The organism is Paraburkholderia sp. DHOC27 (assembly GCF_003429005.1).
Classification (GTDB): Bacteria; Pseudomonadota; Gammaproteobacteria; order Burkholderiales; family Burkholderiaceae; genus Paraburkholderia.
On sequence record NZ_QVQV01000001.1, the window covers coordinates 1,326,290 to 1,349,423 of the forward strand.

Genomic DNA, 23,134 nt, shown 5'->3' on the forward strand with positions numbered 1-23,134 from the left:
GCACTTCACCGGCTTGAGTAGAATGCGAACGTGACGAACGCAAATGTGATGGCAAGCAATCTCTCCAACCCTCCTGCAACGCACCCCGTTCCGCCACATTCAACCGTGCGGCGCGACCTTGCATGGGTGTTCGCGGTGACAGTGCTCGCCGCGATCCTCGGCATCACCTTCAATTTCAGCGAGCGCGCCTACACCTGGACGCGCGGCCTCGAACGCTTCCAGCTCGACGAATTACCGGGGACGTTGTGCGTGATGTCCATCGGCCTCGCGTGGTTTGCGTGGCGCCGTTATCGCGAGGCGCGTCACGAGGTGAGCCGTCGCCGCACGCTGGAAGAGCAGGCCGAGCGGCTGCTCGCGGAAAACCGGCGGCTTGCCAATCAGGCGTTGCAGGCGCAGGAAATCGAGCGGCGCCACCTGGCGCGCGAGCTGCACGACGAACTGGGCCAATATCTGAACGCCATTTCACTGGATGCCGCGCGCATCCGTGATCTGTCGAACACGGGCGAGCCGGAGATTCATCGCGTTGCGCTCGGGCTGATGCAAAGCGCGAGTCACGTCTATCGCGAGATTGGCGGGATGATCCGGCGCCTGCGGCCCATCGGCCTCGACGAATTCGGCTTGCCGAGCGCGCTCGAACATTGTCTCGACGGCTGGCGCGAGCGGCTGCCTGAGGCGTCGTTCTCGCTCACCATCGAAGGGGATTTTGACGGCCTGAGCGATGCGCTGACCATCACGCTTTACCGGCTGGTGCAGGAAGGGCTCACCAATGTGTCGAAGTTCGCCCGCAGCTCACGCGTGGAAGTGTTCATGGTGCGGGCGCCGCGCGCAGCGCAAGGACAGCACGGTACGCAAGACCGGGTGGAAGCCAGCGGCATTGACGAAATCGTCGTGACGATGGCCGACGACGGACCCGGCGTCGATCTGGAAAAGCCGCGCGCTGGACTGGGTCTGATTGGCATGCGCGAGCGCGTCGAAGCGCTCGGCGGGGAATTCCACGTGGCGAGCCAGCCGCAGGGCGGTTTTCTGTTCTGCGCGCGGGTGCCGGCTCAGGCAGGGCTCGCGGCCCCGGTGAACTGAAGCCCGAGGCGGCTCGCCATCTGCGCGAGTTGCACGCCGTTGTCGGCACCGAACTTCTGCCGGATCACAGACTGGTGATTGGCCACCGTCTTCTGGCTGAGCCCGAGTTTCTCCGCGATGCTCGGCAGCGTATAGCCCTGCACGAGCAGGCGCAGCACCTCGAATTCACGCGCCGACAACTGCCGTCCGGGCGGCCCTTCGCTGAACGCGTTGCGCAGCGCGAGCGCGTGCGAAACGTCCGGGCTCAGATAACTGGCGCGGCGGGCGATGGTGCGCACCGCTTCGACCAGCACATCGGGCGCGCTGGCCTTGGTGACGTAACCGAGCGCGCCGGCATCGAGGGCACGCCGCACGAAGATCGCATCTTCGTGCACGCTGAAAATCAGCACGCGCGCATCAGGCTCACGGGCGAGCATGCGTCGCATCGCCTCGATGCCGCTTGCACCCGGCAGCGACACGTCCATCACCACCACGTCCGGGCGCAGCGTGCAAAACCGCTGATACGCCTGGGCGGCATCGCCGGCTTCGCCGCACACGTGCACGTCGGCATTCTGTTCGAGCAGACGGCGGTAGCCTTCGCGGACCACCGCGTGATCGTCGACCAGCAAGACGCAGATGTCTCCCGTTGCCATAGTCAGTCTCCTCAGTGGTCGTGGCCGCTCGTGTTGGTATTGACTGTCTGATTGCCGCGCGCGCTGGATGCGAGCTTGCGCGAATTGGCGTCGTTGCGAAACAGGATGGGTTGCTCGCGGGCTTCGGTGGCGGCGGGCGCAAGCCGGGCTGCGTTCACGAGTTTCACCACGCTCTCGTGCGCGGGCGACTTGTCGCAAACCGGGTCGGCGTTGGCGGGATCGCCGGTGAGCAGATACGCCTGGCAGCGGCAGCCGCCCAGATCGCGCTCCTTCTCGTCGCAACTGCGGCACGGCTCCTTCATCCAGCCGAAGCCGCGAAAGCGGTTGAAGGCATCGCTCTCGTACCAGATCTCGCGCAACGGCGTTTCCTTGACGTTCGGCAGCACCAGACCGGGCAAACTGCGCGCCGCGTGACAGGGCAGTGCCGCGCCATCCGGGGCGACACCGAGAAAGACCGAACCCCAGCCGTTCATGCAGCGCTTCGGGCGTCGCTCGAAATAATCCGGCACCACGAAGAAAATCTTGCAGCGCTCGCCGTGCGTGCGACGGTAGCGTTCGACCACCGCTTCGGCTTCGTCGAGCTGCTCGCGCGTCGGCATCAACTGCGCTTCGTTGTGATGCGCCCAGCCGTAGTACTGCGTATTCGCGAGTTCCAGGTATTCGGCGCCCATCGCCAGCGCCATGTCGATGATCTTGTCGACGTGGGGCAGGTTGTAGCGGTGCAGCACGCAATTGAGCACCATCGGAAAGCCGTGCCGTTTGATCGACGCGGCCACCCGCTGCTTCAGATCGAAGGTGCGGGTACTGCTCAGAAAGTCGTTGAGTTGCTGGGTCGAATCCTGAAACGACAACTGGATATGATCGAGACCGGCTGCCTTCAGATCGCCGAGGCGTTGCTCAGTGAGGCCGACCCCGGAGGTGATCAGATTCGTGTAGAAGCCGAGTTTGCGCGCCTCGGCGACCAGCACTTCGAGGTCGTCGCGCACGAGCGGCTCGCCACCCGAAAAACCGAGTTGCGCGGCGCCCAGCGCACGTGCCTCACGTAAGACGTCAAGCCACTGTTCGGTGCTGAGTTCGCGGCTGTGATCGGTGTAGTCCACCGGGTTGTAGCAGAACGCGCAATGCAGCGGACAGCGATACGTCAGCTCCGCGAGCAGCCACAACGGTGGCGCGACGCCCGCGGGCGTGGGCTGGGTTTCGCCGCTGGCAACCGGTTGGGAAAGATCGGTCATCGCGCTACTCCAGCCAGCCGCGCAACTGCGCGTCGGCGACGAAGGCACGCACTTCGGGACCGAGTCCGGTCGCGCTGAACGCCTGCTCCAGATCGGCGATCAGCGTGTTCATGTCGCGCGTGCCGTCGCAGCGTTTGAGAATTTCCGCGGCGCTCTGGTTGAGCTTCACCATACCTTCCGGATAGAGCAGCACGTGCGCGTTCTGCGCAGGCTCCCATTGCAGGCGGAACAGCTTGCTGAGCGTCAGACGATCGGCGGTGGAGGTGGCGCCGCCGGCGCGAGGCAGATCGTTCATTGCGGAAAGGCCTTTTCAATCGAATCGAGCATGGTCCACAGAATGTCGAGCTTGAATTGCAGGATCTCGAGCGCGCGTTCCTGCTGTTCGCGCCGCGTGAAGTGGGCGAGCGTGACTTCGAGCCCGTGCTGCACGTCACGCTGCGCAAGCGTGATGCGTGAACGGAAATACGCGAGGCCCGATGGCTCGATCCACGGATAGTGTTCCGGCCAGCTGGCGAGCCGGTCGCGATGCACCTGCGGCGCGAACATTTCCGTGAGCGACGAGCACACCGATTCCTGCCACGGCGCGCGGCGCGCGAAATTCACGTAGGCGTCCACCGCAAACCGCACGCCGGGCGTGACCCATTTCAGCGACCACAATTCGTCACGCGAGAGGCCCACGGCGTCGCCAAGACGGGCCCACGTTTCTATGCCGCCTTCTTCGTCGCCGTAGCCGTCGTGATCGAGAATGCGCAGCACCCAGCGGCGGCGCGTTTCGCGATCCGGGCAGTTCGACAGCACGGCGGCATCCTTCAGCGGGATATTGATCTGATAGTAAAAGCGATTGGCCACCCAGCCGCGAATCTGCTCGCGCGAGCAACCGCCGCTGTTCATCTTTACGTTGAACGGATGATGGATGTGATACGCCGTGCCTTTTGCACGCAACTGGGCTTCGAATTCCTCGCGCGACCAGGCGGCCTGTTCGTCGCCGCCGGTTTTGCCGAGGTGGTCCGGGTTCTGATCCTGCTGCGGGTGCGCCGTACCTACGGTGTCTTTCGCGTTCATGCCCTCTCCGTTGTCTGCGTCATGGCCATGTTGTCGACTGCGGTTTCATGGCTTTACGTTGCCGTGCCTTGCCTTGCCTTGTTTCCCCAAGCTACTGCATGGCCTTGCTGTTGAGCTGTGCCCTTTACCTCATAACCTCATAATTCGAACGTCAAGCCGTCGTAGGCGACTTCGATGCCGTGCTCCGCCAGGATGCGGCGCTCGGGACCGTCCTCGACGAGAATCGGATTGGTGTTGTTGATATGGATGAGCACCTTGCGCGCATCCAGCGGATCGAGCACTTCGATCATGCCGCCCGGCCCGGATTGATGCAGATGGCCCATATCCGCAGCCGTTTTCTTTGAAAGACCGAGGCGGATCATTTCGTCGCCGGTCCACAGCGTGCCGTCCACCAGCAGCAGGTCGGCCTCGCGCATGGCGGCGAGCACATGTGGCTCGATCGCACCGAGCCCCGGCGCGTAAAACACGCGTTTGCCGCTGTGCGGATTGGCGATGACGAGGCCGATGTTGTCGCCCCGTTCGGGAGCATGCCGATGCGGCGAATAAGGCGGCGCCTTGCTCGAGAGCGGCAGCGCTTCGATCTGCACGCCGTCGAGCGCATCGACGACGAGTGGCGCGCCATCGAGTGCGATCCGCCGATGCTCCACACCACAGTAGTGCGAGAGAATCGGCGCGACCGGAAAGCCGCTGCACAGGTCCTGCCACACCGCATCCGTTGCATAGAGCGGCAATGGCGTGTCCCGTTCACGCAGCATCAACAGGCCGGTGACGTGATCGATCTGCGCATCCATGACGAGCACGGCGGCAATGCCGCTGTCGCGCGCGCGGCGTGCCGGTTGCAACTCGGGATGCGCAGCGATCTGCGCCAGCAGGTCCGGGGAGGCGTTGACGAGCAGCCAGTCCTCGCCGTTCGCGCTCACCGCAATGGACGACTGCGTGCGGCGCGTCGCCTTCAAGGTGCCGCGCCTGACGCCGTCGCAATTGCGGCAATTGCAGTTCCATTGCGGGAATCCGCCGCCTGCCGATGAGCCGAGTACCTTGATTTTCATGCCGCGCGGCGCAGCGAGCGCCCCTCGTGAGCCGTGGGAAGGAACATCGTCGTGAGTGCGTGCGCCACGCGTGCGTGCAGCGCCGGGTCGCTGGTCAGATGGCCGGCACGCACCCGTTCGACGTGTGCGGTGGGCACCGCGCGGCTCAGGCGTTGCAGATTGCGCGGCGGGCAGACCGGATCGCGCGAACCATGCACGGCGGCCATCGGCACACCGGCTGCCGCAGCGCGCCGGGCGAGCGCAAGCAGACGGGTTTCGCCGAGCCAGCAACGATGCATCAGATAGTGCGCCTGGATGCGGTACTTGCCGATCAGCTTGCGGGCGTTTCGACGTGAGCCTGTGTTGTTCGTTAAAGACGGTCGCGAGCGGTGAGAGGAAGCACTCGCGAGCACGGCGTTTTCATAGCTGCGCCACGCGCGCGCAAGTTTATGTTGGCGCGTTGCGTCGGCGTGGCCGCGCGGTTGCAAAAGCGCATGGCAGCAGGCGAGCAACGCATCAGGGCGATCGCTGTGCGCCGCGTCATACAACCGCGACCATGCGCCTAGCGCGCGCTTGCGCGAAGTGACGAACAGGCCGCGCACCTCGCGCGTCGAGGTGAGAAACAGGCCGCGCAGCACGACGCCCGTCACGGCTTGTGGATGCGTGCCCGCATAGGCGAGCGCGAGCGCGGCGCCCCATGAGCCGCCCAGCACGCCCCAATGCTCGAAGCCAAGCCGCGTGCGGATCGCTTCGATATCCTCAACAAGGCGATCCGTGCGGTTACGGCGCACGCTGCCGTGCGGCGTCGAGGCACCCGTGCCGCGCTGGTCGATCATCACGATCCGGAAGCGCGTGAGGTCGAACAGCCGCAGCACGCCCGGTTGACTGCCGCTGCCGGGTCCGCCATGCAGCACGACCACCGGCACGCCATCCACCGCACCCGCAACTGCATACGCCACGCGATGTCCATCGCGCGTGCGCAGCGTGCCGTGCGTCATCGAGGCGTCCCGCGTCATGGCAGCATCCTCGCGAGCAGATTGTCGCGATCGATCCACTGATGCTTGATGGCGCCGGCCACGTGCAGCGCAATCAGCACGATGAGCGCGTAGCCGATGGCCTGATGCAAACCGAAGAACAGCGTGCGCAGGCCGGCGTCGTCCCAGCCCCATTGCGGCAGCGGCAAACCCCAGAAGCGCGTGCCAAAGCGGTTGAACGACGAACCGAGATAGCCGCACAGCGGCATCGCGACCATTGCTACGTATAAAAGGCCCTGCGTGATGCGCGCGGCGGCGCGTTGCCACGGTCGCATCGGCGGCAAGGGCGGCCGGTGGAGGGCCACACGCGCCATGATGCGAAGAAGCACCAGCAGGAAAACCGTCAGTCCCACCGACTTGTGAAGGTTGAGCAGCGTCCCCTTGAGCGGCAAACCTTTGGGCAAGCCGACCATATACAGCCCGAGCGCGAGCAGGCCGATGATGCCGAGCGCAATCAGCCAGTGCAGCAGGATCATCGTGCCCGCATAACGCGCCACCGGTGCGCCGGTGGGTGATGTGGGTGATGCGGGCGGGGAATGCGCCAACGTCATGCCTGTCTCCTTCGTTATCCGATGTTTCTTTGAATCTTGCGTAATCGCGGGACTGCCTGTGTCACGGCGTTGCGGGATACGGCGGCTAGTTCATGACCAGTATTTCGCCGCGGCCATCCACCGCGAGATCGCCCGCGTAGCGCGTTGGTAAGGCTGCATCGCGCCAGTGCGAAAACGGCGCTATTTCCTCGGCAAGACTGCGCACGAGCAGCGCCCAGAACACGTCGAAGCCGCGTCCACCTTCGGTGAAGGTGGTCGGCACGTGCGTGGGGCGCCGCGCCAGAAGCAGCGTGCCGCGCCGCATACCGTATGCATAATGCGCGCCCACTTCGCCCGCAATCCCAATGGTGCCCGCCACCAGACGCGCCGCAGCAAAATCGCCCGCATTGCCGCCCACCAGCACGAGGCCGCGGTGCATGCGATCCGCGAGTCGCGCCCCGGTGTTGCCGTGAATGATGAGCGTGCCGCCCGTCATGCCCTCCATGTCGCCCGCGAGCGCCCCGGCGGCAAAGTCGCCGTTATGACCGGTCACCGTCAGGCGGCCGCCGCGCATTTCGCAGCCCGTGAAGTGACCCGCATCGCCCTCGATCTGCAATACGCCGCCGGTCATCTGGAAACCGCTGTAGTCGCCTGCCGCTCCTTGCACCATGAGGTGGCCTTCCGTCATGCGCGCGCCGACGCGATCCAGCCACGCTGCCGCGTTTTCGATGACCAGCGTTGCACCCGCGTCGGGCGTTTCGTCTGCAGTGGGACTGTCGCTGCGCGTGACGTCGAATACGTCGCCCACCTTGCACGAGTCGTGACCTGCTGACAGCACGATACCCTCGATCTGCGCCACCGTCATGGCTGCCAGGGGCACTGGCAGCAAGGCGGAGGCGTCGACGCGAAAGCCCGGCGCCGTCCTGACCCGCAGCGTGATGCGAACGCTCATGCGTGGCTCCCGTCGAGGTCCGCCGCGAGCCCCGCTGCGAGCTCGCGCAGATGAAAGTGGTACGGGCCCAGTTTGCCGCCGTAATTGCCCGCTGAAATCCGCAGCAGGCCCGCCGCGCGACCGATGCCCGTGGCGGCCGCCATGCCGGCGGTCATCGCCGCGCTGACGTCCGCATCCGTGAGCCCGTCAATCACGATTTCGAGCACGCTGCCCACTTCCGCGCTCAGCTCGCTGCGCGCGGAGAGGCCCGTGAGGGTGGGGCAGAACGCGTCGTTGGTGGATGCGCTCGCGCCTTTGTACTTCGAGCCGACCTTCGATCCCGAGCGCACGACGCCGCCCGGAAACGGCATGATCACGTTCGGCAGACGCCGCATCGCCGCCACGGCGGCTTCGGCGGCGGCGAGCGCGGCATCGATATGGCGCGCCAGCAGAATCAGGTTGCCGCCGCCCACGGCCTTGACGGTGAGCGCGCTCTCTTCGCAGACGAATTCGCCGTCCATCACCGGCACGCGCCAGTAACGCGTCGTGCCGAGCATTTTCGAAATCTGCCAGCCGTCGCCGAAAAAACGCAGCGCGGCGCCGAGCGGCGCGCGATCCGAGAGCGGAGCGCGGCTCGTCTCGGCGAAGATGCCGCCGTACACGGCCGTGGTCGGACAGGTGAGCACGCATTGCCCGACGCGCCGCTCGATCTGCTTCGCCAGTTCTTTCGACGACACCGCGAACAGCAGCACCGCGACGCCGGGCCGGCCATCGGGCGTAGCGTCCGCGCTCAGCGTGGCTTCGATGCCGGCTTCGCAGCCGCAGCCGATCACCGAGGTCGCAAAACCGGTGAGCGAAGTGGCGGCGTGCATCGCCCAGGCTGGCGTGTGGGCGGTGATGACGAGCCGGGTCGCCTTCATCGGAAACGCTTCCGCGAAGGTGGCGTCGATCGTGGTGCCGTTGATCGTCAGGGTCGCCGTGTCACTCATCGTATGCGGTTTTACCTCGTGCGGAACCTCGGGTTTTCGGCAGGCTTGTGCGGGTTTTCCCGGCGTTTCCGTTTTACCTGGTTATTCTGGACTTCCAAACTATCCGCTTGCCAGACTGCTCGTCAGACATTCCACCGACAACAACTTCCCGCCGCGACAGCACTGGCAAATCTCGTCGTCGCTGATGGCGGCGTGCGTGAAGCGGGTGGCGAGGTTGCTGTCGCTATAGGCGCGCACCGTCTTCTCGATGCCGCGGTCGAATTCCGGCGCAACGTAATGGATGCCACCCGTGGGCGTGGCGACGAGGGTGCCGTCGCGCGCCACTAGCGTACCGTCCTTGAACACGTACGCGGGCGAAGTGAACATGCGTTCGCGGTCCGGCTCGTCGCGGTACACGGCGATGTCCGCCGCCGCGCCCACGCCGAGATGGCCGCGATCGCGCAGGCCCAGCAGACGCGCCGGTCCCGCCCGCGTGATGATGGCGATCTCGTACAGCGTGAATTCGCGTTGCAACTGCGACAGGGTGCTGGCCACCTGGGCGTCGGCGTTGAGCTTCGCAAGCTGCTCGTCGCGAAACGACTTGTCCATCAAGAGACGGATCAGATGCGGATAGCTCGTGAACGGGCCGCCGTTCGGATGATCGGTCGTCATCGCGACGCGCCACGGGTCCTCCACCAGCAGGAAGATTTCGAGCCCGATGATCCATTGCAGCGCATTCACATAGCTCTGCTCGCGATAGCGGAACGGCACCACGCCGCAGCCCGCGTCGCATTCAATGTCGCCCAGCACCCATTTGTGCGGCCGCGCGAGTGGCGCGTTGCGGAACTGCATCATGGTGTCGCCGGAAGCCGTGACAGTCTGGCCGAAGATGATCTGGCCGACGTCGATCGACACGTTGGGCCGTGCATTCACCGCTTCGGCGATCTGCCGGGCGCCCGACGAGAATTTCTGCGGACCCTCGGTGCCGTAGCTATGAAACTGGATATGCGTGAGATGGATGGGCAGGCCGTCGGCGGCATCCATCGTCGCAATGGTCGAATCGAGGTTGCCGGGCACGCCGAGATTGCTCGCATGCACATGCAGCGGATGCGGTACACGCAGCTCCGTCAAGGCGCGCGACAGCGTGTGCAGCACCTCGCGTGGCGTGATGCCGTAGTGCACATGCGGCTCGTCGACATTCAGCGAGCGCTGGTTGAACTTGAAGGCCGAGATGCCGCCCGGATTGACGACTTTCACGCCGAGCGCCTTGCTGGCGTGAATGGTCCAGCCGATGTAATCGCGCAGCCGCTCGAAATCGTCGCGGGCGGCGAGCATCTGCAGGAACAGCTCGTCGTTGCCGAGCATCACGTAGGCGCCGTGATCGATGATCGGCGTGTCGCCCATTTCGAGGTGCGTGTGGCGCGCGTTGGACGGCATCATGGCCGGTTCGAACGCGGCTGTGTAGCCCATTTCGGCGTAGCGGTAGCCGGTGGCGAGCGTGCCTGGCGTGCAGACGCCGCACGAGGGCAGGCGCAGGTAGCGGCCGTTTGAATCCTGCACTGCCTCGTACGCAGGGTTGCGCGCGGAATCGTCGCGATGATCCTCGGGCAGCAGCAGGCGCGACAGATTGGTCTTGCCGCCGCCAATATGCGAGTGCAGATCGATGCCGCCTGCCATCACGATCATGCCGGTGGCGTCGTACTCGTGCTCGGCGGGCGTGCTGGCGGGTTCGTCGACGATGCGGCCGTCGCGGAAGGCCAGATCGCGCCGCTCGCCATTCACGCCGTTGGCCGGATCGAAGAGCGTGCCGCCCTTGAGTCTGATGAGACTCATGGCTGGCCCTGTGCGGCGAGCCGCGTGGCGATCTCGGCCACCGAAGGCAGCGCGGCGCCGCGCGCTGCGGCGAGCGGCAACACGACTGACGTGTCGACGCGAAACAGATGACCACTGCTGTCGATCCCGGGCGTGGCCACCGGTATGAACACGGTATGGGGGCCACGCGCCTTTGCCGTCGCGGCCAGCGCGGGATGCCCGAGCACGATCGCCGGCAGGGTTTGATCCAGCGCCTGCGGCCAGGCCGGTGGCGCAAAGCTCGCAACCCACAGCAGCGCGTCCACTTCGCCGTTGGCCAGCAGCCGCGCGGTGCGATAACGGTACGGATCGTAGTCGAGCGCCTCACCGCCAGCGTTGCGCGCGGGCATCGAAACACGCGTGCGCAGCGGCAGACCCGCGAGCCACGTGACGGTCTGGTTGACGGTCAGCGCGCCATCGTCGCCGCCGAGTGCCAGACAGGCGGCACGCACCTCGCGATTCGCGCTCTTGACGATGCGATGCAGCGCCTCGATCAGCAGGGCCGCATGCGGAGCGGGCAACGCCGCGGGCTCGTAGACCACCACGGTATAGCGCGCGGCGGCAATGCGTGCCTGCAGGCCGGCGAGAGCGTCGGCTGCGCCGGTGTGATCGTGGGGCAGCGCGTCTGGCGCGCGTCCTTCGCACAGCGCGGACCATAGCGCGAGCGTGTCGAACGGATCGGTGTCCGGAAGAATCGCTTCGCAGTGCGCTTGCGCAAAGCCGCTCGCGGCCGGGTCCGGCGCGCACCCGACGAACACGAGTTGGCGCTCGTGCTGCGTGCCGTCCAGCATGCGCGTGAAGAAACGCGGGTAACGTTGCGACGGCTGGCAACCGAAAAACACCAGCAGGTCGGCGCGCGTGCGCACTTCGGAAAGCGTGGTGAAGAATGCGCCGCGATCCTGCAAGGCAAGCGTGCCGGCACTCAGCGCGTCGCCGTGCAGATGATCGAGGATGGCGCCGCAGCCCGCGGCCAGTTCGTAGAGCGCGCGGGCGCCGGCCACATTCGTGCTGAGGCCGCCGAACAAGGGACGGCGCGCGTCGGCCAGCAACGAAGCGGCGCTGGCGAGCGCCGTGTCGAGATCCGTCTCGTGGCCGTCGACGCTGGCCGGACATTTTTCATCCACGCCCGTGAAGCACGCGAGTGCTTGCGCGAGCCGTGGACACGCGGTGTCGGGCACCGCGAGCGAGCCGTCGCCGTGCGCCTCGATCACGAGGTCGTCGCACAGCAGCGGGCAGAACGGACAGGTCCAGTCGTGCGTGATCGACGACGCAGGAGGCGTGGCCGCGATGGGTGGGTGGGTGGGCGATGCGTCGGTCGGCGAAAGGTGCATGGCCGTGCTTTTAGCAAGCTCCATGCCGATCGACGCCTTGCGACTCCTCGCGACTCCGACCCATGCCGCCATTGATCAAGTCGCGCCAGTGCGGCGCGCAACGTATCGCAAGACTCGCATGCAGCCTTGCGCTCGAGAAGATCGACAAAGGCGCGCGTGATCTGGCCGCGCGTTTCTCCGCCACGCAACGGACCTCCGCGACGCGCGGCGCTGTACAGGTTGTGTATCGTTCTGGAGCAGAGTGTCACCAAGCGCGACGCTTGCCTGTCACTTCATTCTCGTTACGCCCTCTGCGGCGATTGGCATGGAATTTGTATCAGCTCCCCCGGAGGGCCGCGGCGTCAGCCATGCCGATCTGGCGATCATGCAGCGCGGACGCCACCAGCCAGGCCGTTGCGCCGCTGTGCGCCGCGCTCGTCATGTCGTCCTGATTGCGGATGCCGCCCGCGCCGATCACGGCAGTATGCGGCGGGGCGAGATGCTGGATGCGTTGCAGGGTGGCGAGGTCAGGGCCGTCGTAGCTGCCCACCTGATCGAGCGTCATCGCGATCACCCTGCGCGGCCACCATGCGCGGGTGTCTTCGAGCGTGGTGAAACGCGTGGATGAGTTCGCGGTGAGCAGGCGGCCGGCGCGGTGATCGAGCGAGAGGATCGGAGCGAGCCCGGCAGATTCGGCAGTGCGTAGCGCATCGAGCTCGTGCAACGACTCGCTGCCGAACACGGGTGTGAGCGTGGCAGGTCGAATGTCATCGGAGCGCTGGATGTGTTCACCGGCCGCGTCGATGCGCGCGAACAGCGCCTGCATCGTCGCGTAGTCGGCGTAGCCGGCATCGAGCCAGATTTCAGTGCCGGGTAGCGCGGCACGCAGGGCAGCGAGCGTCTCGACATGGGCGCCTTGCTGGAGGATCGCGCCGAGATCGGCGATATAGAGCGTCTGGGCGCCGCTGGCAGCGAGCAGCGCGCGGGCGATTTGAAGCGGCTCGCTGCCGGCGGCGAGCGATGAGCGGACGGGTTGATAGGCGGTCCGCTCGCCGCGCACCGCGCGGACCACGTGGCCGTCGAGCAGATCGAGAACCGGTATCACCTGCATGGGGGCGCGTTCCTTTGACCAAGATCTTTGTGTTCGAGTATCTCACCGGCGGCGGCATTGACCCAGACCATGCGGATGCCGGAAGCCTCGCCGACCTGAGCGCCCTGATCGTCGAAGGCCGGCTGATGCGCGACGCGCTGGTGAACGACCTGCGCGAACTCGACGGCGTGGACGTGAGCTTCGCCAGTTCGCGCTTCGAGAGCGTCGACCCCACGCTGGCTCATTGTAGGGCGCGGCAAGGGGAATCCATGACGGCCTTCGTCGCGCGCGCGGCGCGTGAACACGATCACGCCTGGATCATCGCGCCGGAGTGCGACGGGCTGCTGCTGCAACTCTACGATGCGGTGGGCGCGGCGCGCTGGCTTGGCTGTTCGAAGGAATCCATTCGTGTGACGTCCAGCAAGAGCGCGACCGCCGCATGCCTCGCGGCACACGGTATTTCCACCACCCCCGCTGTCGAACCGGGCGAAAACGACGCACAGCAGGACGGCCGCTGGGTCGTCAAACCGGATGACGGCGCGGGCGGTCTCGATACCTTCGTGTTCGACCGCTTCGCCGACGCCTGCATCGAATATGACGCACGCGCGGCCGCTGGACGCAAACCCGTGCTACAGGCGTGGGTGGAAGGCGAGCCGCTCAGCCTTTCACTGATCTGCCGCAGCGAGGGCGTCGAACTCGTCAGCATCAACCGGCAGCAGATCAGTTTGAGCGAAGGCGCGGCGGCGGGGCAACCGCGCATCGTCGAATTCGACGGCGTGACGGTGAACCAGATCGAGCTGGCCGGCGACGAGGGCGCGCGACTCGCCGATCTCGCGGCGCGCGTGGCGCAGGCATTGCCGGGACTGCGCGGCTTCGTGGGCATCGACGTGGTGTGGCATCCCACGCGTGGCCCGGTGGTGATCGAGGTCAATCCACGTTTGACGGTGGCGTATGCGGGGCTGTCCACGACGCTCGGCGGTGATCTCGCGCGCACGCTGCTGGCGGCGCACGGTGTGCGCCTCGACCGATGCGGCAAGGCGGCGCGCAAGGCGGGCGCGGGATCGACGCAAGTGTCAGGAGCGGTGGAGCCGGCGGAACCTGAGCAATCGGCGTGCGGGGTGCAACCGTGAGCGATGCGATCCGCGCCGCGCAGAGTCCGGCCAGGAACCCTGGCGTCGACATGGCCGCTCACGTGGGCGATGCAATACGCCAGGGTGTAGCGGTGTTCGGCTGGGATGTCGGCGGTGCGCACGTGAAGGTGTCGAGGACCGATGCGAGCGGCGCTATCGTCGAGGTCGCCCAATGGGCGTGTCCGCTATGGCAGGGACTCGATCATCTGGAGCGCACCATCGACTCAGTATTCGCGCGCTGGCCGGACGCAGACAGTGACGCCGCACAACACGCGGTGACGATGACCGGCGAGATGGTCGACCTGTTCGAAGACCGCGCGCATGGCGTAGAAGCCATTGCAGCCGCGTTGGCGCGGCGGCTCGGCGCACGCTTGCGATTCTATGCAGGCGACGCCGGCTGGCTCGCCGCGCAGGATTGCGCAGCGGCCTGGCGCAGCGTCGCCTCGGCCAACTGGCTGGCCACCGCACGCTGGGTCGCGACCCGCGTGCCGCATGCGTTGCTGATCGACATCGGCAGCACCACCACGGACATCATTCCGGTCTCGGCGGGCAGCGTCGCCGCACGCGCCAGCACGGACGCAGGACGGCTCGCCACGGGCGAACTCGTCTATCAGGGTGTGGTCCGCACGCCGCTGTGCGGCCTCGCGCAGCGCATCGAATTCGCGGGCACGGCGGTCAACGTGATGAACGAGTGGTTTGCCACCACGGCGGACGTCTACCGCCTCACAGGCGAACTCGCCCCGCACTACGACGCGCATCCGAGCGCCGATCAAGGACCGAAGACGGAAGCGGCAAGCCGCACGCGGATCGCGCGCATGATTGGCCGCGATGCGCACGAGGCGAGCGCTCAAGCGTGGCGCGCGTTTGCGCAACGTTGGCGCGCCTTGCAGTTGCACGAGATTGGCGTGAATCTCGCACGCGTCGTGGCGGCGCATCCTGAGCTTGCCGGTGCGCCGCTGGTCGGCGCGGGCTGTGGGCGCTTCCTCGTGGCGGCATTGGCGGGCGCATTGGGACAGAATGCGGAGAATGTGGAGGCGTGCGAGTACATTGATTTCGGCGTGCTGGCCGGCGTGCCCGCAAGTCAGCAGGATTGGGCTGCGACATGTGCGCCGAGTGTCGCGGTTGCGTTGCTTGCTGCGGCTGGTCATGGCGAGGTACGCAGCGCGGGAGCAAGTGCAGCAGCACGGGCAGCTTGAGGCGCCAGATTCGAGGCCGCGCTACCAGGCGTCAAGGCGTGTGCGGAACGCGCACTGCAACGAGCGGACATGAGGACAACGATCATGTGGGTGGTCAAGATCGGGGGCAGCCTGAGTCACGAGCCGATGTTGCGGCAATGGCTCACCGAGTTGTGCGAAGTGGGCGGCGGACGCATCGTCATCGTGCCCGGTGGCGGCGATTTTGCGGACAAGGTGCGCCAATACCAGAGCGAGTGGCGCTTCGACGACCTCGCCGCGCACAACATGTGTCTGCTCGCCATGACGCAGTACGCGATTCTCATGCAGGGCATCGTGCCTGAACTCGTGCTGGCGTCGAGTGAGGCGAAAATCCGCCGCGCGCTGCGTGACGGTCACATCGCAGTCTGGGTGCCCACTGCGCTGATGCGCGACACGCCGGATGCGATGAGCAACTGGGACACCACCTCGGACAGCCTTGCCGCGTGGCTTTCCACCATGCTCAACGCCGAGCGCCTGATCGTGGTGAAGTCCTGCCCGATTCCCGAGAACGAGCGGCTCGAAACCCTGGCAGCAGCGGGCGTGGTCGATCGCCGTTTCGTCGACTACGTGAGTGAAGCCAACTACGTGGTCGAGCTGTTCAACAAGGACAATGTCGCGTCGATGCGTGACCGGCTATTGAATATGCCGGTCACGTAGCGGCGTTGCTTCTGCTTTACCGCGAGGCTTCAAATACGCGCCGCTCCCGCGCCGGCTGCATCTGCCGCGCCGGCCACGCTGCCCAAAGAACGCGCTGGACCATGCAGCGCAGCGGCCCATTGCGTGACGCGCTGCGGATCGAGCCGCGAGCGACGTCCATCCACGCACAGGGCAGTGCGAAAACCCGCCACGTCCGGGGCGAGCGCGCGGATCTGCTCGAACTGTGCCCAGCCGAGTGACCCTGCGATGCCGCTCATGCCGCCCCGCGCCCGCGTGAGCCGCAGCCATTGCGCGAGCGTGCCGCTATCCACGTGATCGAACAGATTGCTGCCGTCCTTGCCGGCGGTGTCGAACATGATGCCCACGAAGCCGAGCGTGGCCGCATAGGCCACTAGTTCGCCATCCATCCCACCGTCGCACAGCAGCACCGGCACGACCGCCGCCGGCAGATTGGCCAGTTGTTCGAGGCAGCGCCGCGCCGAAGGGCCGGGCATGACCCCCACCTTCACGTAGTCCACCCCGGCATCGCTCACTTCGATGACGCGTGCGGCGATCTCATCGTGCGCGTCCGCCGCGACGTCGCCAATCGTCGCGCTGATCGGCTTGACCGGATAACGTGCGCGCAACTGCCGGGCAATCCGTGTCATGTCGCTAATGGAGAGGGCGCCGAGCGCGCCTTCGTTTGGCTCCTTCAGGTCGATCAGTTCGGCGCCGGCCTGGGCGGCGTCGAATGCCTCGTCGTCCGAGCGGACGCTCGCGAGCAATGCGGTCATGGAGATTCTCCGAAAAGACGGGACAGACTACAGAGAGGACAGACTAGTGCGAAACGAGTTCGGCGCTCGAGCCGCCGGCAGAACCGAGGCCCTCGCGATACCGCGCAATGGCGGCGGTGAGCCACCCCCAGGCGATGCGTTCGGCTTCGCCGGCGGTTTTGTCGATGGCGATCTGCAGGTAGGCCATTTCGCGGTCTACCTTTTCCGGCGGCAGCATGAAAAGACGGCTCACCAGAATCGCGCCTTCCACCACGGCGGCCTGAGCACGATTGAAACCCGCGAATGGCGCATGGGTTTCGCGGTGCACGCATTGCAGGCGCAGCACCGGGCGCTCCTTGTCGTCGCGCACGTCGACGAGTTCATACTCGGCGTGCGCGAGCGACGCAGCGAGCCGCACGCCCGCGACGCGGCTCGCCGCAAGGGTCGGCCACTCACTGGCGCAATGCGTGACGCAACCGGCGAAGACGCGCACGTCGGTGGTGAAGTTCAGCACCGCGCAATGCGATGCGAGGATATTGTCGAGCGTCACGGACGGACGAAAAGGCGAGAGGATGACGCAATCCTCTTCGTAGCGGGCTCCCATCGGCGCGATATGAGGACGGCCATCGCACGCTGCCGTGGTGACGATCGTTTCGTGAATCATGGATGGGAACGCGTGTCCTGGCAGCGCCGAAAGGCCGGCCGTTCAACTAGCGATTAATACAGGAATCCGCAGAAGGGCCGCGTGGCGCGGCCCGCGCGGGCTTAACGCGTAGCGATATACATCGTGATTTCAAAACCAAAACGCATATCGGTGTAGCTCGGAGTGGTCCACTGCATAGGTGCTTCCTCCTGTGTCAGTACAGCGTTGCGCCGTCGGCCCAGCGTGGTGCCGGACTTCATTGGCGAAAGAATCTATGCAAGCTCCATGCCGGGATTTGCATGCCGCAGCGTGGGTTGCGTATTGCCGCGCCGCAATACAGCGTTTGCCGAATTGCGCTGGCGCAGACGGTTCGCGCGACGCGATGAGCCGCGCCGGGCAGTGTTCCGGGAATGCAGCAAAGTGTGTCAAGCGTATCTGCCGGGTTCCGGCTATCTGTCACACGTCGCTCACGATTGCCCTACAACCCATTCTCCACTGAACGAAAGTGTCTGTGTGGAAAATTCGCTTCACGTTTCGTGATTCGTGGTTTACCAGTGTACGCATCCGCTTGCCGTTCTCTTGACTGCGAAGGGATTGATAAAGGATCGATTAAGTCTGCCAAATAAAATCGTGAATTTTCAATGGCTGCGTTCATGCCTACAGTGCAACCAAGCGCTTCGTTGTTCAGCGCGCCCGTTCACATTCGAGGATACGTCATGAACGATTTCAGTCAACCGGTGATCGACGCCATACACAAGCCGCGCGATGCGGCGAACCCGCGTGAACGATACGCCGCGGGCGTCATGAAGTATCGCGAGATGGGCTACTGGCAGCCGGATTACACACCGAAAGACACTGACATCATCGCGCTCTTTCGCATCACGCCACAACCGGGCGTCGAGCCGGAAGAAGCAGCGGCGGCCGTGGCGGGCGAATCGTCCACGGCCACCTGGACTGTGGTGTGGACCGACCGCCTGACCGCATGCGACATGTACCGCGCCAAGGCGTACCGCGTCGAGCCGGTGCCGTCCGCGAGCGAGCCGCAGTACTTCGCCTACATCGCCTATGAACTCGATCTGTTCGAAGAGGGTTCGGTGGCGAACCTCACGGCGTCGATCATCGGCAATGTGTTCGGCTTCAAACCGGTCAAGGCGCTGCGTCTCGAAGACATGCGCATACCTGTTGCTTATCTGAAGACTTTCCAGGGGCCGCCCACCGGCATCGTGGTCGAGCGCGAACGCCTCGATAAATATGGACGGCCGCTGCTCGGCGCCACTGTCAAGCCGAAACTCGGCCTGTCGGGCAAGAACTATGGCCGCGTGGTGTATGAGGGCTTGCGCGGCGGCCTCGATTTTCTGAAGGACGACGAGAACATCAATTCGCAGGCGTTCATGCACTGGCGCGACCGCTTTCTGTTTGCGATGGAAGCGGTGAGCCGCGCGCAGGCCGAGACCGGCGAGGTGAAGGGCCATTACATGAACGTCACGGCAGGCACGATGGAGGAAATGTATGAACGCGCCGAATTCGCGAAGCAACTGGGTTCGTGCATCGTGATGATCGATCTGGTGATCGGCTGGACCGCGATCCAGTCGATGGGACGCTGGGCGCGCCGCAACGACATGATCCTGCATCTGCATCGCGCGGGGCACGGCACGTACACGCGGCAACGCAATCATGGCATTTCGTTTCGCGTGATCGCGAAGTGGCTGCGCATGGCGGGTGTCGATCATGCGCATGCGGGTACGGCGGTGGGCAAGCTCGAAGGCGATCCGCTCTCCGTGCAGGGCTATTACAACGTGTGCCGCGAAGCGCGCAACGAGGTCGATCTGTCACGCGGCATTTTCTTCGACCAACCGTGGGCGGGTTTGCGCAAGGTGATGCCGGTGGCTTCGGGCGGCATCCACGCGGGACAGATGCATCAACTGCTGGACCTGTTCGGCGACGACGCGATCCTGCAGTTCGGCGGCGGCACCATCGGCCATCCGGCGGGGATTCAGGCGGGCGCGGTGGCCAATCGCGTGGCACTCGAAGCAATGGTGAAAGCGCGCAATGAGGGCCGCGATCTCGTGCACGAGGGACCGGACGTGCTCGAAGCCGCCGCGCGCTGGTGTACTCCGCTCAAGCAGGCACTCGATACATGGCGGGACGTGACCTTCAATTACGCGTCCACCGACACGCCGGATTTCGCTGCAACGCCCACCGCGGTGTGAGGGGCGGGCGGCTTCTGAGGACGTTCAAGGCAGGAAGAGCGGCAGTGCGGTCGCACTGCGCGGAATTTCGTTGTGCCGGTTTTCTCGCTGTTTCCTGTGCGGGTTTCGGTCACAGCATTTATCGACGAGGTACGTCATGCGTATTACTCAAGGGACGTTTTCCTTCTTGCCGGAATTGACCGACGAGGAGATCAGCCTGCAGATCGACTATGCGTTGCGCCAGGGCTGGGCCTGCTCGGTCGAATACACCGACGACCCGCATCCACGCAACACGTATTGGGAGATGTGGGGTCTGCCGATGTTCGATCTGCACGACGCGGCCGGCGTGTTGCAGGAAGTGAAAGCGTGTCGCGCAACGTGGCCGCAGCACTACATCAAGGTCAACGCGTTCGACTCGGTGCGCGGCTTCGAGACGATGCGCCTGTCGTTCATCGTCAATCGTCCGGACGTGGAGCCGGGCTTTCGCCTCTCACGTCAGGACGGCCCAGGACGGGTGCAGCGCTACGGCCTCGCGAGTTACGCGGGTGATCGGCCATCCGGCGAGCGCTATACGCCCGCGCGTTGAGCGGCGGCACGTCGTTTGGCGTGCTGGAAGTTCGCAGTTCGATGCAACGCTGCGCGAGAGAGGAAGAGGTCATGAGCGAAGCTGTCGTCATGGACGTGAATGCACCACCGGCTGATACGCCGCCGCTAACTGCGCACGGGCAAGCCGCGCCTGCGCCGCAGGTGGATCTGGCGGCGCTCTATCGCGACTCCGGCATTGGCGAGGTGCTCGCCGAACTCGACCGCGATCTGGTCGGGCTCGCGCCGGTCAAAACGCGGATTCGCGAAGTGGCGGCGCATCTGCTGGTGGAGCGCGCCCGCGCTTCGCTCGGCTTCGCCGGCGGCGCGCCGACCCTGCATATGTGCTTCTCCGGCAATCCCGGCACCGGCAAGACCACCGTGGCGTTACGCATGGCCGAAGTATTGCACCGGCTTGGCTATATACGCCGCAATCACCTGGTTTCGGTGACGCGTGACGATCTGGTGGGCCAGTACATTGGCCACACCGCGCCGAAAACGCGCGAGGTGTTGAAACGTGCGATGGGCGGCGTGCTCTTCATCGACGAAGCCTACTACCTGTACCGCCCGGAGAACGAGCGCGATTATGGTCAGGAGTCCATTGAAATCCTGCTGCAAACCATGGAGAACCAGCGCGACGATCTGGTGGTGATTCTGGCGGGCTACGCGGCGCGCATGGAGGTGTTCTTCGAGAGCAATCCGGGGTTTCGTTCGCGAATCGCGCATCACATCACGTTTCCCGATTACGACGGCGCGGAACTGCTCGACATTGCCGAGCGCATGCTCGCCACGATGCATTACCGTTTCGATGCCGACTCGCGGCGCGCCTTCGCGGAGTATCTGGCGCTGCGCACGCGCCAGCCGAATTTTGCCAACGCCCGCTCGGTGCGCAACGCGCTCGACCGCTCGCGGCTGCGCCAGGCCAATCGCCTGTTTGCCACGGCGATGCAGGGCGGCGCCCCCATCGACGGCGCGGCGCTCACGCTGATCGACGCCGCCGATGTGCGCGCGAGCCGCGTGTTCACCGAAGCGCTCGCCACCGCGGACGGCGGGCCCACGTCCCCTCACGCAAGGCGTGCCGTGCTGGCGCCACCAGGCTGAACGAATCCCAATCCCTCAGGAGATCGCCATGCAAGACGGACGTACGACCCTCTCGAAGTTTCTGATCGACACGCTCGACCGCCAGCCTGGTTCCGCGGGAACGGTACAAAACGCCGGCCTGTCGGCGCTTCTGATCGACGTGGCAGCGGCTATCAAGGCAATCTCCTCGATGCTCACCAAGGGTGCGCTGGGCGGCCATTACGGCAACGCGCAAAGCATCAACGTACACGGTGAGCAACAGAAGAAGTTCGATGTCGCGAGCAACGAGATTTTCGTGCAGCAATGCGAATGGGACGGCCTGCTTGCCGCGATGGTGTCCGAGGAAATGGAGCACGTGTATGCGATTCCGCAGGGCTTCCCGCGCGGCGACTATCTGCTGGCCTTCGATCCGCTGGACGGGTCGTCGAATATCGACATCAACGGCGTAGTGGGCTCGATCTTTTCGGTGCTGCGCAACGTGGAAGGCAGCAGCCACGCCAATCCGGACGAGGCGCATGAAGCGGTTGGTGAATCCGCGTTTCTGCGGCCCGGCCGTGAACAGGTCGCGGCCGGCTACGCGGTGTATGGACCGTCGACGATGCTGGTGCTCTCCGTCGGCACCGGCACGCATGGCTTCACGCTGGATCGTGAGATCGGCAACTTCGTGCTCACGCATTCGAATATCCGCATTCCGGAGGACACCGTCGAGTTCGCGATCAACGCATCGAACGAACGCTTCTGGGAACCGCCGGTGCGCCGCTATGTGCAGGAATGCAAGGACGGACGCAGCGGTTGCCGCGCCGATGATTTCAACATGCGCTGGATCGCTTCGATGGTGGCCGAAGTACATCGCATCCTGATGCGCGGCGGCGTCTTCATGTATCCGCGCGACTCGAAGACGCCGGCTATGGAAGGGCGGTTGCGGTTGCTATACGAAGCCAATCCGATGAGTTTTCTGGTGGAACAGGCGGGCGGTCTTTCGATTACCGGGCGCGAACGCATTCTCGATGTGATGCCTCGCTCGCTGCACGGACGGGTGCCGGTCATTCTCGGTTCGAGGCACGAGGTGGAGCGCATTGGCCGCTATCACGGCGAATACGACCGCGGCGAAGATCAGCCGTTTACGTCGCCACTGTTTAGCCGGCGTTCGCTGTTTCTGCCTGGATTCACGGCTTGAGCGGCCCGCGCGCCTTGGCAGCGCAATGACCTTTCAGCGTCATGGCCCGATCAGAACATCTTATCCGGAGACAAGCGCATGTCAGTCAAACACCCGATCATCGCGGTGACCGGTTCGAGCGGCGCCGGCACCACGACCGTGATGAAGAGTTTTACCCATATTTTCCGGCGCGAAAAAATCAAGGCGCAGATCGTGGAGGGCGACGCCTTTCACCGCTACGACCGCAACGGCATGCGCGAGGCGATGAAACAGCATGAGCGCGACGGCATCACCAACTTCAGCCATTTCGGTCCGCAAGCCAACTTGCTGGAAGAACTCGAAACGCTGTTTGCGCGTTACGCGGAAAACGGCACTGGCCGGTTGCGTCACTACGTGCACGATGAAGGCGAGACGCGCCTCTACAAGCAGGATGCCGGCACCTTCACGCCGTGGGAGGACGTAACGCCGGACACCGACCTGATGTTCTACGAAGGCCTGCATGGCGCGGCCGTGACGGACAGCATCGACATTGCGCGCCACGCCGATCTGTTGATCGGCGTCGTGCCGATCATCAACCTCGAATGGATCCAGAAGCTGCATCGCGACCAGAACATGCGCGGCTATTCGCATGAGGCGGTGGTGGATACGATCCTGCGGCGCATGCCGGACTACGTGAACTACATCTGCCCGCAGTTCTCGCGCACGCACGTGAACTTCCAGCGCGTGCCGACCGTGGATACCTCGAACCCGTTTACGGCTCGCGAAATCCCGCAGCCGGACGAGAGCTTCGTGGTGATCCGCTTTGCGCGGCCGAAGGGGATCGACTTCCAGTATCTGCTGACCATGCTGCACGATTCGTTCATGTCGCGCCCGAATGTGATCGTCGTGCCAGGCGGCAAGATGGGCCTCGCCATGCAACTGATTTTCACGCCGATGATCCTGCAACTGATCGACCGGCGTGCGCGCGCCTGAAGCGCTGCGCTGAT

24 protein-coding genes are annotated in these 23,134 nt (G+C 65.0%); 9 read left to right on the plus strand and 15 right to left on the minus strand.

Translation table 11 applies throughout. The features are described from left to right. Positions 1 to 48: 48 nt before the first annotated feature. The gene (locus D0B32_RS05815; RefSeq protein ID WP_117332689.1) at positions 49 to 1,077 is read left to right on the plus strand and encodes a histidine kinase; all 1,029 of its coding nucleotides are present in this window, start codon (positions 49 to 51) and stop codon (positions 1,075 to 1,077) included. On the opposite strand, the gene D0B32_RS05820 is transcribed toward D0B32_RS05815, so the two are convergent. From D0B32_RS05820 to D0B32_RS05875, 12 genes are all read right to left on the minus strand, one after another. Further along, the gene (locus D0B32_RS05820) at positions 1,047 to 1,709 is read right to left on the minus strand and encodes a response regulator transcription factor (protein WP_117332690.1); all 663 of its coding nucleotides are present in this window, start codon (positions 1,707 to 1,709) and stop codon (positions 1,047 to 1,049) included. The two genes, D0B32_RS05815 and D0B32_RS05820, sit on opposite strands and share 31 nt — an antisense overlap. 11 nt (positions 1,710 to 1,720) lie before the next feature. Continuing rightward, positions 1,721 to 2,941: a pyrroloquinoline quinone biosynthesis protein PqqE gene (gene pqqE, locus D0B32_RS05825; protein WP_117332691.1), complete on the minus strand. Its 1,221-nt coding sequence runs from the start codon at positions 2,939 to 2,941 to the stop codon at positions 1,721 to 1,723. A 4-nt stretch (positions 2,942 to 2,945) separates the two neighbouring features. Then, positions 2,946 to 3,236 carry a pyrroloquinoline quinone biosynthesis peptide chaperone PqqD gene (pqqD, locus tag D0B32_RS05830; RefSeq protein ID WP_117332692.1) on the minus strand — a complete coding sequence of 97 codons (291 nt, stop codon included), beginning with the start codon at positions 3,234 to 3,236 and terminating at the stop codon, positions 2,946 to 2,948. Next, a complete protein-coding gene (pqqC, locus tag D0B32_RS05835; RefSeq protein WP_117332693.1) occupies positions 3,233 to 4,003 on the minus strand; it encodes a pyrroloquinoline-quinone synthase PqqC in 771 nt (256 codons plus the stop codon). The genes pqqD and pqqC overlap by 4 nt, the downstream gene beginning before the upstream one ends. Positions 4,004 to 4,140: 137 nt before the next feature. Continuing rightward, positions 4,141 to 5,052 carry a pyrroloquinoline quinone biosynthesis protein PqqB gene (gene pqqB, locus D0B32_RS05840; RefSeq protein ID WP_117332694.1) on the minus strand — a complete coding sequence of 304 codons (912 nt, stop codon included), beginning with the start codon at positions 5,050 to 5,052 and terminating at the stop codon, positions 4,141 to 4,143. Further along, complete coding sequence (locus tag D0B32_RS05845; RefSeq protein ID WP_117332695.1) at positions 5,049 to 6,047, minus strand: alpha/beta fold hydrolase; 999 nt, start codon at positions 6,045 to 6,047, stop codon at positions 5,049 to 5,051. Before D0B32_RS05845 ends, pqqB begins: the two co-directional genes overlap by 4 nt. Continuing rightward, complete coding sequence (locus D0B32_RS05850) at positions 6,044 to 6,616, minus strand: cytochrome b (protein WP_117332696.1); 573 nt, start codon at positions 6,614 to 6,616, stop codon at positions 6,044 to 6,046. Before D0B32_RS05850 ends, D0B32_RS05845 begins: the two co-directional genes overlap by 4 nt. 85 nt (positions 6,617 to 6,701) lie before the next feature. Continuing rightward, entirely contained in the window at positions 6,702 to 7,547 is an 846-nt protein-coding gene (locus tag D0B32_RS05855; RefSeq protein ID WP_117332697.1) for a formylmethanofuran dehydrogenase subunit C, read from the minus strand. Then, positions 7,544 to 8,515 carry a formylmethanofuran--tetrahydromethanopterin N-formyltransferase gene (fhcD, locus tag D0B32_RS05860; protein WP_117332698.1) on the minus strand — a complete coding sequence of 324 codons (972 nt, stop codon included), beginning with the start codon at positions 8,513 to 8,515 and terminating at the stop codon, positions 7,544 to 7,546. Before fhcD ends, D0B32_RS05855 begins: the two co-directional genes overlap by 4 nt. 99 nt (positions 8,516 to 8,614) lie before the next feature. Further along, positions 8,615 to 10,327, minus strand: coding sequence for a formylmethanofuran dehydrogenase subunit A (locus D0B32_RS05865; protein ID WP_117332699.1), 1,713 nt, complete (start codon positions 10,325 to 10,327; stop codon positions 8,615 to 8,617). Beyond that, positions 10,324 to 11,676, minus strand: coding sequence for a formylmethanofuran dehydrogenase (locus D0B32_RS05870; protein WP_117333476.1), 1,353 nt, complete (start codon positions 11,674 to 11,676; stop codon positions 10,324 to 10,326). The genes D0B32_RS05865 and D0B32_RS05870 overlap by 4 nt, the downstream gene beginning before the upstream one ends. A 316-nt stretch (positions 11,677 to 11,992) precedes the next feature. Further along, positions 11,993 to 12,766, minus strand: a complete 774-nt coding sequence (locus D0B32_RS05875) for a HisA/HisF-related TIM barrel protein (protein WP_117332700.1) — start codon at positions 12,764 to 12,766, stop codon at positions 11,993 to 11,995. Positions 12,767 to 12,780: 14 nt separating this feature from the next. Here D0B32_RS05875 and D0B32_RS05880 point away from each other — a divergent pair, with 14 nt between their 5' ends. From D0B32_RS05880 to D0B32_RS05890, 3 genes are all read left to right on the plus strand, one after another. Continuing rightward, a complete protein-coding gene (locus tag D0B32_RS05880; RefSeq protein ID WP_117332701.1) occupies positions 12,781 to 13,875 on the plus strand; it encodes an ATP-grasp domain-containing protein in 1,095 nt (364 codons plus the stop codon). A gap of 50 nt (positions 13,876 to 13,925) precedes the next feature. Beyond that, positions 13,926 to 15,071, plus strand: a complete 1,146-nt coding sequence (locus D0B32_RS05885) for a hydantoinase/oxoprolinase family protein (protein WP_117333477.1) — start codon at positions 13,926 to 13,928, stop codon at positions 15,069 to 15,071. A gap of 84 nt (positions 15,072 to 15,155) precedes the next feature. Continuing rightward, the gene (locus tag D0B32_RS05890) at positions 15,156 to 15,746 is read left to right on the plus strand and encodes an aspartate kinase (RefSeq protein ID WP_117332702.1); all 591 of its coding nucleotides are present in this window, start codon (positions 15,156 to 15,158) and stop codon (positions 15,744 to 15,746) included. A 29-nt stretch (positions 15,747 to 15,775) separates the two neighbouring features. Here D0B32_RS05890 and D0B32_RS05895 read toward each other — a convergent pair whose 3' ends face one another. From D0B32_RS05895 to pqqA, 3 genes are all read right to left on the minus strand, one after another. Then, on the minus strand, positions 15,776 to 16,519 hold the full coding sequence (locus tag D0B32_RS05895; RefSeq protein ID WP_117332703.1) for a (5-formylfuran-3-yl)methyl phosphate synthase: 744 nt from the start codon (positions 16,517 to 16,519) through the stop codon (positions 15,776 to 15,778). A gap of 43 nt (positions 16,520 to 16,562) precedes the next feature. Then, complete coding sequence (locus tag D0B32_RS05900; protein ID WP_117332704.1) at positions 16,563 to 17,162, minus strand: DUF447 domain-containing protein; 600 nt, start codon at positions 17,160 to 17,162, stop codon at positions 16,563 to 16,565. Between the two features lie 101 nt (positions 17,163 to 17,263). Next, a complete protein-coding gene (gene pqqA, locus D0B32_RS05905; protein WP_013342881.1) occupies positions 17,264 to 17,338 on the minus strand; it encodes a pyrroloquinoline quinone precursor peptide PqqA in 75 nt (24 codons plus the stop codon). 519 nt (positions 17,339 to 17,857) lie between these two features. Here pqqA and D0B32_RS05910 point away from each other — a divergent pair. The 5 genes from D0B32_RS05910 (at position 17,858) to D0B32_RS05930 (ending at position 23,120) form a co-directional block, all read left to right on the plus strand. Continuing rightward, the gene (locus tag D0B32_RS05910; RefSeq protein WP_117332705.1) at positions 17,858 to 19,351 is read left to right on the plus strand and encodes a form I ribulose bisphosphate carboxylase large subunit; all 1,494 of its coding nucleotides are present in this window, start codon (positions 17,858 to 17,860) and stop codon (positions 19,349 to 19,351) included. Positions 19,352 to 19,487: 136 nt separating this feature from the next. Beyond that, the gene (locus D0B32_RS05915; protein ID WP_117332706.1) at positions 19,488 to 19,916 is read left to right on the plus strand and encodes a ribulose bisphosphate carboxylase small subunit; all 429 of its coding nucleotides are present in this window, start codon (positions 19,488 to 19,490) and stop codon (positions 19,914 to 19,916) included. Positions 19,917 to 19,987: 71 nt separating this feature from the next. Continuing rightward, on the plus strand, positions 19,988 to 21,013 hold the full coding sequence (gene cbbX, locus D0B32_RS05920) for a CbbX protein (RefSeq protein WP_181969725.1): 1,026 nt from the start codon (positions 19,988 to 19,990) through the stop codon (positions 21,011 to 21,013). 28 nt (positions 21,014 to 21,041) lie between these two features. Next, positions 21,042 to 22,169: a class 1 fructose-bisphosphatase gene (locus D0B32_RS05925; RefSeq protein ID WP_117332707.1), complete on the plus strand. Its 1,128-nt coding sequence runs from the start codon at positions 21,042 to 21,044 to the stop codon at positions 22,167 to 22,169. Between the two features lie 78 nt (positions 22,170 to 22,247). Then, positions 22,248 to 23,120, plus strand: a complete 873-nt coding sequence (locus D0B32_RS05930; protein WP_117332708.1) for a phosphoribulokinase — start codon at positions 22,248 to 22,250, stop codon at positions 23,118 to 23,120. Positions 23,121 to 23,134: the final 14 nt, after the last annotated feature.